10 protein-coding genes are annotated in these 14,060 nt (G+C 47.1%); 5 read left to right on the forward strand and 5 right to left on the reverse strand.

Going from position 1 to position 14,060, the window contains the following annotated elements; genetic code table 11:
• Positions 1-39: 39 nt before the first annotated feature.
• Both ICN26_RS08235 and ICN26_RS08240 read right to left on the reverse strand, forming a co-directional pair.
• Positions 40-1,341, reverse strand: coding sequence for a Y-family DNA polymerase (locus ICN26_RS08235; RefSeq protein ID WP_216267971.1), 1,302 nt, complete (start codon positions 1,339-1,341; stop codon positions 40-42).
• Complete coding sequence (locus ICN26_RS08240; RefSeq protein ID WP_216860403.1) at positions 1,338-1,826, reverse strand: LexA family protein; 489 nt, start codon at positions 1,824-1,826, stop codon at positions 1,338-1,340. Before ICN26_RS08240 ends, ICN26_RS08235 begins: the two co-directional genes overlap by 4 nt.
• A gap of 196 nt (positions 1,827-2,022) precedes the next feature.
• On the opposite strand from ICN26_RS08240, the gene ICN26_RS08245 reads away from it, so the two are divergent.
• Both ICN26_RS08245 and ICN26_RS08250 read left to right on the forward strand, forming a co-directional pair.
• A complete protein-coding gene (locus ICN26_RS08245) occupies positions 2,023-3,090 on the forward strand; it encodes a tartrate dehydrogenase (protein WP_216267972.1) in 1,068 nt (355 codons plus the stop codon).
• Entirely contained in the window at positions 3,087-4,037 is a 951-nt protein-coding gene (locus ICN26_RS08250) for a tripartite tricarboxylate transporter substrate binding protein (protein WP_216267973.1), read from the forward strand. Before ICN26_RS08245 ends, ICN26_RS08250 begins: the two co-directional genes overlap by 4 nt.
• A gap of 95 nt (positions 4,038-4,132) precedes the next feature.
• Here ICN26_RS08250 and ICN26_RS08255 read toward each other — a convergent pair whose 3' ends face one another.
• The 3 genes from ICN26_RS08255 to ICN26_RS08265 form a co-directional block, all read right to left on the reverse strand.
• Entirely contained in the window at positions 4,133-4,978 is an 846-nt protein-coding gene (locus tag ICN26_RS08255; protein ID WP_216267974.1) for a tetratricopeptide repeat protein, read from the reverse strand.
• Between the two features lie 110 nt (positions 4,979-5,088).
• Positions 5,089-8,595 carry a UvrD-helicase domain-containing protein gene (locus tag ICN26_RS08260; protein WP_369411817.1) on the reverse strand — a complete coding sequence of 1,169 codons (3,507 nt, stop codon included), beginning with the start codon at positions 8,593-8,595 and terminating at the stop codon, positions 5,089-5,091.
• The gene (locus ICN26_RS08265) at positions 8,592-11,576 is read right to left on the reverse strand and encodes a PD-(D/E)XK nuclease family protein (RefSeq protein WP_216267975.1); all 2,985 of its coding nucleotides are present in this window, start codon (positions 11,574-11,576) and stop codon (positions 8,592-8,594) included. The genes ICN26_RS08260 and ICN26_RS08265 overlap by 4 nt, the downstream gene beginning before the upstream one ends.
• A gap of 118 nt (positions 11,577-11,694) precedes the next feature.
• On the opposite strand from ICN26_RS08265, the gene trxA reads away from it, so the two are divergent.
• From trxA to ICN26_RS08280, 3 genes are all read left to right on the forward strand, one after another.
• Positions 11,695-12,021, forward strand: a complete 327-nt coding sequence (trxA, locus tag ICN26_RS08270; RefSeq protein ID WP_215304272.1) for a thioredoxin TrxA — start codon at positions 11,695-11,697, stop codon at positions 12,019-12,021.
• Between the two features lie 212 nt (positions 12,022-12,233).
• Complete coding sequence (gene rho / locus ICN26_RS08275; RefSeq protein WP_046330324.1) at positions 12,234-13,496, forward strand: transcription termination factor Rho; 1,263 nt, start codon at positions 12,234-12,236, stop codon at positions 13,494-13,496.
• 146 nt (positions 13,497-13,642) lie between these two features.
• Positions 13,643-13,990 carry a type B 50S ribosomal protein L31 gene (locus ICN26_RS08280; protein WP_046330325.1) on the forward strand — a complete coding sequence of 116 codons (348 nt, stop codon included), beginning with the start codon at positions 13,643-13,645 and terminating at the stop codon, positions 13,988-13,990.
• Positions 13,991-14,060 lie beyond the last annotated feature (70 nt).

Below are 14,060 nucleotides of genomic sequence, written 5' to 3' on the forward strand. Positions count from 1 at the left end.
TGTTTGTTCTATTGTTTGTTTCATTTTTTTGCTTGTTCTTTAGCGCACTACTGGCAACTCATCCCACTGTGTGGTGTAGTTTGGTGATTTGTTGCCCGATCTCATCTTCCAGTCTTGCTTGGTGCCAGATGCTGCGGTTTTGATGGCGGCATTCCCAAAGCGGCTATTGATTGAGTCCATAGCCTTCATGAGTCCAGCGGACTTGCCTTTGACTTCCATGTCATCAAATAGCGATTGCTGCATCGTCGGTTTATCAGCCAAGAGATTCAGAATGACTCCTGCTTTCTTGTACTTAAAGCCTGCTTTGTAGATTTGCTTTAAACCTTTTAATGCGGCGCTAGTCAGCGTTAAGGTGTTGTCACTAGGATCACTCAGAACTACTGTGATGCTTTGATGATGTTGTGGCTCAAATGGTTTGTGCGGGTTAGTTTGCACAAAGATTGTGAGCGCGCCCGTAACCGACTTCTGGCTTCTGAGCTTCTCAGCACCTCTTGCGGCATGAGTGGCAACAGACTCAGACAACCCTTCCATTGAAGTCACTGGCTTACCAAAACTTCTTGAGGAAATAATTTGTTGTTTAGCTGGCGCCACTTCTTCTAACTGTAGGCAAGATACTCCGCGCAACTCATAGCAAATACGCTCGATCACAACGCCAAACTGTTGACGCATGGCTTGTGGCGATATTTGTACTAGATCAAATATGCTATGGATCTTGAGCTCTTTGAGTTTCTTGGCAGTCTTCCCACCAATGCCCCACACCTCACCTACCGCTGTCTCGGCCATCCACTGATAGAGCGCTGCTTTAGGCATGGAGCTGATATCACACACGCCAGCAAACTGAGGGTGTTTTTTTGCCAAATGATTTGCTAACTTGGCAAGCGTCTTACTAGCCCCAATACCAACGCATACCGGCAAGCCTGTAGTGTCTTTAACATCTTGCTTCATGATTTGCCCCAAGCTAGTGGGATCAGCATATTGCTTGAGTACTGTCTCGATTTGCAGAAAGCTCTCATCAATGCTGTAGACCTCTAAATTGGGTGTGAACTTTCTTAAGACTTCTACTACTCTGCCACTCATATCGCCATACAAGGTGTAGTTTGATGAATAGGCTTGGATACCATGTTGCTGAGCCAGATCTTTCATCTGAAACCAAGGTGTACCCATCTTCACACCCAGCGCTTTGACTTCAGCACTACGCGCTACGGCGCAACCATCGTTATTCGATAGCACCACCATCGGTACATCTTCTAGCTTGGGCGCAAATACACGCTCGCAAGATACATAGAAATTATTTACATCGACCAGCGCGAAGAGTTGATTAGTTTGGCCGGCTTGGTTCATGCGGACCTTCCGTTTCTGCTGCTAGCGTGGCTGTACTTACGCACTACCCCAACGACCACACCCCAGATTTGGAGTTCGCTGTTCTCATTAAAGGTAATGGGCTCGTAATTGGCGTTCTCGGGCTGCAGCTCAGTTTTGCCACGCAGTTGATAGAGGCGCTTGATGGTGTACTCATCATCCACTACGGCAACGACGATATCTTTGTGTTTTGGCTTGAGGGCTTTATCCACTACTACCTTGTCGCCGTCACAAATACCCGCGCCCATCATCGAGTCCCCTTTGACGGTAAACATGAAGGTGGCTGGCTTGTTTTGGACTAAGTAGCTATTGAGATCCAGACCTTCCTCGGCATAATCGGCTGCTGGACTCGGAAATCCGGCTGAAATACGGTGACTTAAGAGCTTGAACTCATACGCAGAATGAGCTCCTAAGGCCTGTGGGGCCTGGCTTAAGGTCGATTTTGGGGAGATCAGCTGAGTCGTCATAGTGATTAATATACTGTATATCCATACAGTATATGTAAAAACCTGAAAAATGACTCTGTTTTTGTTGTTTTGCTGCTGATCCCCCCTTTTTCTAGTCATAAACCCCAAGTTCTTTAGCAGGGGAAGCACCACATAATGACTCTGAGAATGCATGTAAAAGCGCATGCACTAATCAGAAAATAGCAGTAGGAGACGAATGAAGACTTACAAAATAGCTTCGATTCCAGGTGATGGGATTGGCAAAGAAGTCATACCTGAATGCGAGAAAGTATTAAACGCTTTAAGTAAAAAACACCCTCAGGTAGCCTTTGCCTTTGAGCACTTTGATTGGGGCGGCGACTACTACCGCAAGCACGGCATCATGATGCCTCATGATGGCCTAGAGCCCTTACGCTCTAAAGATGCCATCTTGTTTGGTTCAGCTGGCGACCCTGATATTCCGGATCACATTACGCTGTGGGGTTTGCGTCTCAAAATTTGCCAAGGCTTTGATCAATATGCCAATGTGCGCCCCACTCGCATTCTTCCTGGCATCCAAACTCCCTTGCGCAATTGCAAGCCGGAACAATTGGACTGGGTGATTGTGCGGGAGAACTCAGAAGGCGAGTATTCCGGGGTAGGCGGCAGAGCCCACCAAGGCCACCCAATTGAAGTGGCGTCCGATATGAGCATCATGACGCGTGTTGGCGTAGAACGTGTACAACGCTTTGCCTTTAAGCTCGCGCAGTCTCGACCCCGTAAGCACCTCACAGTCATTACCAAGTCCAATGCCCAGCGACACGGCATGGTGATGTGGGATGAAATCGCTCAACTAGTGGCCAAAGATTTTCCAGATGTGACTTGGGATAAAGAATTAGTCGATGCTGCTACCGCTCGCATGGTCAATCGTCCTGAATCACTCGATACGATTGTGGCTACCAATTTGCATGCGGATGTCTTAAGTGATTTGGCAGCAGCGCTTGCCGGCAGTTTGGGTATTGCCCCCACCGCCAATCTTGATCCTGAAAGACGGTATCCATCGATGTTTGAGCCGATTCATGGTTCGGCATTTGACATTATGGGCCAGGGCTTAGCAAATCCCATTGGTACGTTTTGGTCTGCAGTCATGATGCTCGACTTCTTGGGAGAAAAGGAGCTTGGCAAGATACTCATGCATGCAATTGAAATCATCACTGCTAATCCGAAATTACATACTCGTGATTTAGGAGGCTCTGCAATGATGAGTGATGTGACTAATGCAGTAATTCAGGAGATTTCAAAATGAAAGTGTTTTCACTAATTAAACTTGCCGTACTTTCTTTCAGCTTTATCTCGGTTGTCAGTGCACAGCCATTCCCCGATAAAACGATCCAATACATCATCCCCTTTCCACCTGCTGGAGAGTCGGACTTAGTGGCACGCTATCAAGCCGATATTTCTGCTAAAAAGTTCAAGCAACCGATGGTGGTCATGAATCGCGCAGGTGCCGGTGGTGCACTTGTCTGGAGCGCTCTCAATACCTATCCCGCCGATGGCACCACAGTAGTCGGTGTCAATATTCCCCATACGATCTTGCAGCCATTGCAAGAAGGTATTCAGTACAAGACCGATGACATCAACGCAATCTACTACTACCACTTCACTCCAGATGCCCTCATGGTCTCCGCTGATAGCCCTTATAAGACCTATCAAGATCTGATTGCCGCCGCTAAAAAGGATCCTGGCAAGATCAACCTTGCTGGCTCTGCGCAATATTCTGCAAACCATATGGCAGTAGAGCGCTTAAATAAATTAGCGGGTGTAAAAATTAATTACGTTCCTTTTAAAGGTACGGGAGATTTAATTACTGCCTTAATTGGGATGCACGTAGATGGCGCCATGGGTTATCTACCCTTAGCAATTCAACAAAAATCTAAGGTGCGTACACTGGCGATTGCCACTGAAAAACGTAATCCTGCCCTACCAGATGTACCCACATTTAAAGAATTAGGTCTGAACTGGGTGGATGGCGCCTACCGCGGCGTTGCAGTACCCAAGGCTACGCCACTAGTCTTACAACAAAAACTGTCTGATTATTTTGCACAGCTCAATGCCGACTCTGAAACGAAGAAAAAATTAGAAGACTCGGGCTTTGTGATTGTCGATATCCCACTCTCAAAAATGCCGGCATTCATGAAAGAGAAAATTCCTCAGGCAATGGAAGATGCAAAGAATGCTGGGATGATTAAATAATTACTGAATAAGTTGATAAAGCAATATATTCATTTGTCTTCATAAAAACAAAAGCTACCATGTCGGTAGCTTTTGTTTTGCAGGTAGAGTAAAAATTAGACATCACTCATGAAATCACCGCCACCGCTGTCATCCCATGAGCTTGCGCCACCATCATCCCAAGAGCTGGCATCACGCACACCAAAGTTAGGATCCAAAGATGCTGGACCGCCCACTTGGTTCATATTGGAGTTGGTATTGGCATTGGAATGTCCGTTATCGTGACCGCCCATGAGGTTGCTGGCTAATGCTTGACCAGCATACATACCAGCACCCAATGCAGCGCCAGTGGCAAGACTACCCATCAAACCACTACCCATACCGCCTGCTGCCGGTGCTCCAGGGTAACCGGGACCGCCAGGGCCACCGGGACCACCAGGATAGCCAGTAGGGCCGCCCGGAGTTCCAGGATAACCTGCGCTTGGGGCGTTATAGACCTGTACTGCTTGATCTTTACGACGCTTCATCACAATAATGACGCCGACTACCAAGATGGCAATCAAACCCCAAAAGAGTGGATTGCTAAAAATGGAAGATGAGGGCGAACTAGCAACAGAACTACCTGCGCCACTGGCGAGTTGTACTTGCAGTTTTTGCACGGATTCTGGTTGAGCAAAAGGCAAACCAGGAGCTAAGTTTTGCGCTTTAATGAAATGATCGCGCGCAACTTCTACCTTACCTTCTTTGAGATAAAGCTCAGATGCCACGTAGTGCGCCTTTGCGCTATTCGGATGGTTTTGGAGCACTTCTTTCATCATGGCATCAGCTTTAGCCATCTGCCCAGATTGCACCGCTTTATATACCTCTGGCAAAGTGGCTTCGGCAAATGCGACGTTGCTAGTTAACAGTACCGCCGCTGCGAATACGCCAACAAATAAATGGGTTACTTTACGAATGTTCATCAAGACTCCTTATAGGATGTTTCGTGTGAATTTCATTATCCCTAGTTTGGGGATTTTTGCTATTCCCTACTCATATTGGGTCTTTAGAGGGGATTTCAAGGTCTAAATACTTAGACTATCTCGGCAATCTCGCCCTTGGCAGAGATTAAATAGGCCTTAGCTGGCTTATCTGGGCGTATTCTGGCCAGCTCTTGTTTGTAGTTACTGAGTTGTACCCGGTACTTGTTATGCGCCTCACTGCCCGCCTCGGGGATCGTGAGCTTGTAGTCGAGGATGGCCAAGTGATCGTCAAACTCTACTAAGCGATCTAGGCGGAAACTTTTGCCATCTAGACTAACAACATCAATCTCATTCCAGGCCTGTACCCACTGATTTGCTGTGAGATATTGGGCAAGCTCTTGAGTATGGAGAACAGTATTTGCCTGGTCTAGTGCTTTGTTTGCTAACTCCTCACTAACATCAAGCCAGCGAGCTACTTGATCCACGCTCATAGACTCTGGATTTGTTGCCCCAGTTTGCAGGGTGAGATGCTCTAGCAGTTGATGAAAGCGCACGCCCTCTTCCAATATTTTGGCGTTATCAGGTGTGCTGCTATCTTCTTGAAATATTTCCAAGCTGAAGCCGCTTTCGATATCTTTGATTTGCTGCTCATGACTCGCCTTAGCTGCACTCCACGAAACCTCAAAGTCATCCATCATGAAATTCTTTGGATTGACCGTCTTTTGGCTTACTGGCGCCTGAGTTTTACTTTCTACTAACCCTGCTTGATCTTCAAGGACAGCCAACTGCCCTAGCGTCGCTCTGCCATACCAAGACTTCTCATCTAGGCCTGTAGGATTATTTGCGGTAGGCGCTTTTGCCACACCACTAATCCAAAGTCCCTGCTTTGCTCTGGTCATTGCAACATAGAGCAGATTCCAGTTTTCGTTCTTGCCAATGAGCAGCTCGCGCTCACGCACTTCACTACGAGGATTGGTTAAGGTGGCCGTGGTATACATTGACAAATGACTAGGACTTTCGCTCTCGGGCGGCCAATCCAATAAGACGCCACGATGATCTGCCTTGCCTTCAGTATGGTTCGCGTCGAGCACGATCACAAATGGTGATTCCAAACCTTTTGCCCCATGAATCGTCATCATGCGTACGCGTTTGTTTTTATCTTCCTCAGATAAGTCACTCTCTTCGTCAAGCTCTACCAGATCAGGCTCCGCATCCACGTCACCCTCGTCTGGGGTTTCATCATCATCGCCACGCCGAATGGTGTTGATCTCTTCAATAAAGCGACCCAGACTTGGATAACGGCCGCCATCTTGATTGAGTGCCAGCTCTAGGAAGGCATCGAGGTTCGCCAAGACTTGTGCACGGGCAATTTCTTGAGAGGCACTCGCATATTTGATGCGCACGTCACTCTCTTGATAAATACGATCAAGTAAGTCATGAACTGGCAGACGCTCACCTAGCATGCGCCAATGCTCTAAATACCGCGCCGCCTGCATTAAACTGGCATCTAGACTATCTTGCAGGGCATCCCACCAAGAGTGATATTGATCTGATGTCATTGCCATGGCAAGAATTTGCATTTGATTTTCGGTAAATGCAAAGATCGGGCTTCTCAATACCTGGGCAAGTGGCAAATCATGGCGGGGCGTGACTAAAACAGTTAAGAGCGCGATGAGGTCATCAATCTCTAAGGTATTTAATAATCCACCGAGTCTTGAGCTCTCAAAAGCCAGGCCTGCCTCACGTAGCGCACGCTCAAATTGCGGTAGATACTTGCGACGCTTCACCAACAATAAGAAGTCACTCTCTCTAGCCTTGCGCCAGACTTCTTTTCCATTTTCACGATCGACTACAGGACGAGTCTGCATGAGATGCTGGATCAATGCGCTGACCCGCTGCCCCTCAACGAAGCGCTGAGTGACATCAGCAGTTTGTCGCGCATCTACAATCGCCCGCTCAAAAGCACTGCCCGCTCTTTGCTCAAGCTCTTCGGCCTCGTATTTCACGAGGGGTAATAAATAAGCCTCACCCTCGCTTGAGTATTGTGGGTTTAGAGCATTTCCTGCTGGCGCCTTCCACAGGGTATTTTGCGCTGTAAATGGATAGGACTCAGGCAATTGATCAGTACCGAATATCTGATTGACTGCTTCATTAATTTTCGGAGCATTGCGACGGGTCGTATTTTGATTCAATGAGGCTGCATTCATTTCTTTTAATAAGAAAGCCTGCGCATCATTAAATAATCTCGGGTCAGCACGGCGGAATCGATAAATCGATTGCTTTGGGTCTCCGACGATAAAGACGGTGGGTTTGGATTCATCCTGACCGTAACCCTCTAACCACGCCCGCAAAATTTGCCATTGCAAGGGATTGGTATCTTGAAATTCATCTACTAAAATATGTTTGTACTTCGCATCCAGTCGAGACTGCAAATAGGCTGCATTAGCAGAGTCCGCCATTAACTGACTAACCCCAATTTCCAAGTCATCAAAGTCACGCACACGCATGGACTCTTTTGTTGCGTTAACGTGATCCATCATTGCAGCACTCATTGCAAACCAGGCTTCATTAAGAGCTAAGGCCTCTTGCTCTTTTTTCCAAGCAACAAACTCTAAGAAAGCGCTTGCCCAAGCCTGCTTATAAGTCACATGCTCTTGCTCACGATCTAGCTCACCCTCTTTTTTGAGGTATTTCTTAAGATCACCTGCCGCTTTGTCGTTCGAGGTGCGATTGGTTTCGTCTTGAGTCAAAAATACTGACTGCAATATCGACGCTATCTCCATCACATCACCGCCACTAGCCTTTAAATCCATTGCCATCTGAATGGTGGGCGCATAAGCCATTTCTGTAGCACTGCTATTACTAAAGCAGCGATGCAAATACTCTAAGTCTGCTTTAGCGTTGATACCGTTCCAGACTCCATTGAGCGGATTATCAATCTTTAATCTCGATAAATCCGTTTTGAGTTTTTCTATGGGGGTAGTGCCGTGCGCTTTACATGCATGCGAGAAAAACGTCCAAGCGCCTCTTTGCTTAAAGAGGCTGTAATTACTCATTAAGAACTTTTGCGTTTCACTTGCGCCAAGAGCCTTTAGCAAGACGTCGTAATGCGCCTTAATACCTTCGGGTAAATTACCCCACCAATCATCTAAACACTCATCTTGCAAACGCTTTGCGTCTTCTCGCAAACTAAAGCCAGGCTGAATACCGGTTGATATCGGCGCCACCCCTAAGAGCCTACCAAACCAACCATGGAAGGTATCGATCACAATACCTTGTGGGCTTGATAGTACTTTGGCATAGAGAGACTTGGCGGAAGGCAGTAATACCTTCGCTTCATCGACAGTCAAGCCGCGATCAGTTAAATGCTGGAGCAACTCTTCATCACTAGATTGCGAAAACTCTTCCAACAAACGATAGAGACGATCACGCATCTCTTGCGCTGCTTTTCTGGTGAAAGTGAGCGCGAGGATTTCTTGAGGCTTAGCTCCTGCTAGTAGAAGGCGAGTCATTCGAGTGACTAATAGCCAAGTCTTTCCGCTACCTGCGCATGCAGATACGATTACGGAGCGATGGGGATCGCAAGCAATATTGACCGGGAATGTAGAGTTACTCACCACATCCCCTTTCTGCAGATGCCTCTGGCTTCGCAATACTGACAAACACTATCGGGTGCAAATGCCATTAGAGGTTTACCAGACCACAGTGATTGCACATCCTCAGTCATTTGCTCAGAAAACGCTTGCATCAGGTCTGACATTTCTGCGATGACTACTGAACGTTCAACCCCATTACCCTCTTTTTTCACCTCAGTTTTTAAGGCGACCCACTCGGCAGCACTCACTGCGTACCCGGGGATCTTCTTACTCTCATTGGAGGCCCTGGCATAGATTAATAACTGAGGGTCATCTAGCAGCACCTCGGAGCGCTGCTTTACTTTGGTGAGACTCTGATTCTTATAGTCAATGACCGATGCAACCTTTGGATCATGAACGCTTACATCAAAGCGATCTGCATAACCCTCAATTCGAATGTGACGCTCGTTACCATCGACATCCGTAAATGGCAGATCAAAGCCGACCTTCACTTCGGCATCGTGGAACTGCCAACCTTGAGCCTCACGATCTAACTGCCATTGAATAAAACTGGGGATTTGTTTTTGCCAATCCCTTAAGACGCCTAAAACTCTGGCATCACCTTCGATTAAACGCTTAAAGACTTGTTCGGAGATGAGTATGAGCTGATCTTGCATCCAAGCTCTGCGCATCTCTGGATCAGTTGTGATTGCTGTGACAGATTTTTGCGCTTCACTTTTCATGGCGTGATAAAAGTTACGCAAGATCTTGTGTAGCGTTTGCCCCGCGAGAGAGGCATCAAAGCCCTCTTCAAAGCCTTTTAGCTTGCGCAAGCCTAGTAGGCTGCGTACGTAGTATCGATAAGGGCAGTCACGCAAAGCTTTGTAAGCACTTGGACTCATCGAGACCGGCATCGGCAAATCCGAATCCAATGTTGCGATCGACATTTGTGATGGGGCTGCTAAAGCACTGCGAGGTGTAAATAAGGCGCTGGCATTTTGTGTCTGCCAATTGGGCAAACCTATTTGAAGGCGCTGGATCCAAGCAGATGGTCTTAGGGGCTCTCCACCCTTACTCTTGCTTTGCCAGAGGAGATCGACACTTTGAAAAGAGATGAGTAGCTGAGATAAATCTCGCGCCTGCTGAATAAACTGCGCCTCGATACTCGATCCACCCAAGAGTCGATTTAAGGCATCTGAGAAAAATAATGGTGGCTCTGAAAACGCAGGAAGTTGCTGTTCATCACAACCTACCATCACAATAGATTCAAACTCCCTAAAACGCGTGGAGCTGAGTGGCAGGATGCTTAAAGTAGCCGCTGCATTAATGCCCTTCTCTTCATAAGAAGACTCTTCGATGACAGTCTTTAATAAACTCAGCCATTCGTTTAAGCGCATGGCAATTTGCTGATGCTCTACATCAAAATCAAATGTTTCCAAAAGCTCAAGTAATTGCTTGCCAGCAGAATCTTTTTCTAAGCCCTGAGTCATTCCCATGAGCTCAAGATCATCCATCAGATACTGATGCGCAAGAGCGCAATTGATCTTGATTCCACGCCAGCGATTGAGTCGACCACGAATGGATTGCAGGAGCTCCAGCAAAAGCGGATTAGGTGCAGCAGAACGATGCGCGACCGATCCCTCGATCGCCATATGAAAAGTTTCCCAGCCAGATTTAGCTTGGCTAGCAATCAAAATATCCTCAAACTGCGCCACTAATCCATTTAAAGATTCTGGATCACGCGTGCTGTTGAAGTTAAGACACTTACCAAGGTCTAAGAATGGATTTTGTAAGAACTCCAATAGGTCAGCAGCGCTAGGCCCTTCAGGTGGAGCACGTAACAACTCAAGCCAACTATTGAGCGCTGCAGCAGCTCTGGTAGTAGATAACTTCCAACCCGTTTCATCTTGGATCTTGAGGGATGGGCCAAGACGCGCTAGTAGTGCTCGCGCCCTTCTGGCTACGAGACGATCTTGCGCTACTAAGGCGATATTCGTTTTACCGCTAATTAACTGTTGCTCAATTGTTTTAGCCGTTGCCCACGCCAACTCTTCAAATCGCTTCGCGGCAATCAAATGCCAATGCTCTGTGTGTGCATTGCTAATATTGGCTTGAATAGTTTGCAGCTTTTGCTCTTCAGGCATCTGGGGGCTTAATGCCTCTGACCAGAGTGCAACTGATTCCCAATTCATCGTCACCTCAACTGCGGGAGCGTGCTGTGCAAAATCCGTTAGATATTCTTGAATGAGCTGCTTATCAATCGGGGTTGGATCTGCTGTCTCTACCCAAATTAATGGCCTTGCATTTGCTGGTGCAATTTTTTGGGCAGCCTCAAGATGGGCGGCCATAGCAAATTGCTTTCTAAATGCAGGATCGCTTGAGCTGGTGATGTACCTCCAAAAGGTCAGTAATACTTGCGCTTCTTGATCCACTACTTTTTTGGCAAGAGTTGGGTATGCCTGACCAATAGCGCGATCTAACAATGGCTCTAGGGTTTCGACCCAAGATTGCGTGTTTTGCGTAATGAGCTCTGCTTGATTTGAAATCAACTGATGTAGCTCTTGCTGAAGACTAGGTGCTATTGAGTTAGATAAGGTATCGCAAGCTGCAATGATGGCTTGCGCCAATCCCCATGAGCCCGCTTCAGTTTCAGCCTTGAACCACGATTGCAGCTCTTTGTGTTTGCGAAGCGTGGCGTATACAGATAACCATCGCTCTAAATCAGTTTGTTTTTTTGGGAACTTCCATGCTCCTGGCGCCGCTTCTAGCCAGTCGTTAAAACTCATCACTTGGGGTAGAAAGGCGATGTGGCTCGGTAGATCCTTAGGTCGATACTGCTCTAAAGCCGTCCTCACTCCCATGAGCGGTCCAGCAGTACTGAGCACCACTAAGGGGCGTTGATTGGTTTGCACTGCACAATTCCAAATACCCTCGGCGAGCGATTGCAGTGCACCAGCGTTGGGTGCTATTGACCAAGCATATGGCTGCTTTTGCTCGTTTAGGGTTGGAAATGGGTGCGGCATTGAGGGTAGTTCTATGGCTTCTTTTGAGAATTTAGGCAGAAAGTGTGGCTTATTGCTAATATAAGCGCTGTATCGTAATCACTATATAAAACTAAGTAAGACTAATTAAGGAATTTTCATGAGTGCCGGCATCAAATATGTAACTGACGCTTCTTTCGAAGAAGACGTTCTCAAGTCCGATAAACCTGTTCTCCTGGACTTCTGGGCTGAATGGTGTGGTCCTTGCAAGATGATCGGCCCTATCCTTGAAGAGCTGGCTGGTGAGTACGGCGACAAGATCCAAATCGCCAAGATGAACGTGGATGAGAACCAAGGCGTTCCAGCCCAGTTCAATATTCGTGGCATTCCGACGTTGATCCTCTTTAAGAACGGCACTGTTGCCGCTCAAAAAGTAGGCGCTTTGGCCAAATCCCAGTTGACGGCATTTATTGATAGTCATCTGTAAATAGTCCTCGATCACAGGTTCACTGGGTTAGCCTGTGGTTCTTAGCTGTTTTTAGTGTAATATCTGTTTCATTAGTAGTTCAACGCACTTCCAGTGCCCCTCTTTTTTAGCAAACTCCCCCCAAATATTCCGCTTTTCAATTCTGTCTGATGTCCATCTAGACAGCGATACCCCAAAACACATTTACACCCTTATCTACACCCGAGAACCACATGCAATTATCTGAACTCAAAGTACTCCACGTATCCGCCCTGCTTGAAATGGCTGCTAGTCTGGAGATTGAAAATACGCAACGTATGCGCAAACAGGAGTTGATGTTTGCCATCCTGAAGAAACGCGCCAAGGAAGGTGAATCTGTTTTTGGTGATGGGACTTTGGAGGTGTTGCCTGATGGCTTTGGTTTCTTGCGCTCCCCAGATGCCTCTTATATGGCTTCTCCAGATGACATCTATATTTCTCCTGCCCAGATCCGCCGCTTTAACCTGCACACTGGTGACAGCGTTGAAGGCGAGGTTCGTACCCCTAAAGATGGTGAGCGCTACTTTGCCCTGGTGAAGGTAGACAAAATCAATGGCTTAGCTCCTGAGGCCCTGAAGAACCGCATCATGTTCGAGAACTTGACGCCGCTGCATCCAAATCGTGTCATTCAGCTAGAGCGTGACATTAAGGCGGAAGAGAATTTAACTGGTCGCATCATCGATATGATCTCCCCGATTGGGTATGGCCAGCGTGGCTTGATCGTGTCTTCACCTAAGTCCGGTAAGACCGTGATGATGCAGCACATCGCTCATGCGATTTCTGCAAACAATCCCGATGCCATTTTGATCGTATTGTTAGTGGATGAGCGTCCTGAGGAAGTAACCGAGATGCAACGCTCCGTTCGCGGTGAAGTTGTTGCCTCTACATTCGATGAGCCCGCTGTGCGTCACGTTCAAGTTGCCGAGATGGTGATTGAAAAAGCCAAGCGCTTAGTCGAGATGAAAAAAGACGTCATCATCTTGCTTGACTCGATTACCCGTCTGGCTCGCGCCTACAACACTGTCATTCCTTCATCCGGAAAAGTACTCTCTGGTGGTGTGGATGCAAACGCATTGCAACGTCCAAAACGCTTCTTCGGTGCCGCGCGTAACGTGGAAGAAGGCGGTTCGCTCACCATCATTGCTACCGCTTTGATTGAAACTGGTAGTCGTATGGATGACCTCATCTACGAAGAGTTCAAAGGTACTGGCAATATGGAAGTACACCTTGAGCGTCGTTTGGCTGAGCGTCGTGTTTATCCATCAATTAACCTCAACAAGTCTGGTACCCGTCGTGAAGAGTTGCTGGTTAAAGCCGAGAACCTCCAGAAAATCTGGGTATTGCGTAAATTATTGGCCGATATGGACGATATTGAAGCGATGAACTTTATCGTTGATAAGCTCAAATCCACCAAAAACAATGGTGAATTCTTTGATTTAATGCGTAAGGGTGGCTAATTTAGGCTCTCGAAGTCGGTAAAAGTGCGCTTTGTTGTTGATTTCATGGCATAATTTCGCCTTTACCGCTTTAATCATTTGCATTTAACTTGGGTAAGTATTTAGGTTTAAAGACCAAAACGGCTGCCCGCTAATAGGACTCAATAATGAAACCTGGCATTCACCCCGAATATCGTGAAATCGTCTTTGTAGACGTTTCTAATAACTTCAGCTTCAAGACTCGCTCCACAATGTCTACTAAAGAGACAATCAAGTGGGAAGACGGCAAGGAATATCCTTTGTCCAAGATCGAGACTTCATCTGAGTCACACCCTTTCTACACTGGTACCCAGAAGATTATGGATACTGCCGGTCGTGTTGAGAAATTCCGTCAGAAATTCGGTACTAAGGCTGTTGCTAAATCTACTGGTGATGGCGCTGCTAAAACAGCTGAGAAAAAAGCTGCTGCTGCAGAAGCTAAAGCTGCTGAAAAGCCAGCTAAGAAGAAGGCTTAATAATAGGCTTACTAACAAAGGGGCTGGGTATTCACTATTCACCCTCCCCTGCGAGATAATCAAGGCAGCG

The sequence above is a fragment of the Polynucleobacter hallstattensis genome (assembly GCF_018881835.1).
GTDB lineage: Bacteria > Pseudomonadota > Gammaproteobacteria > Burkholderiales > Burkholderiaceae > Polynucleobacter > Polynucleobacter hallstattensis.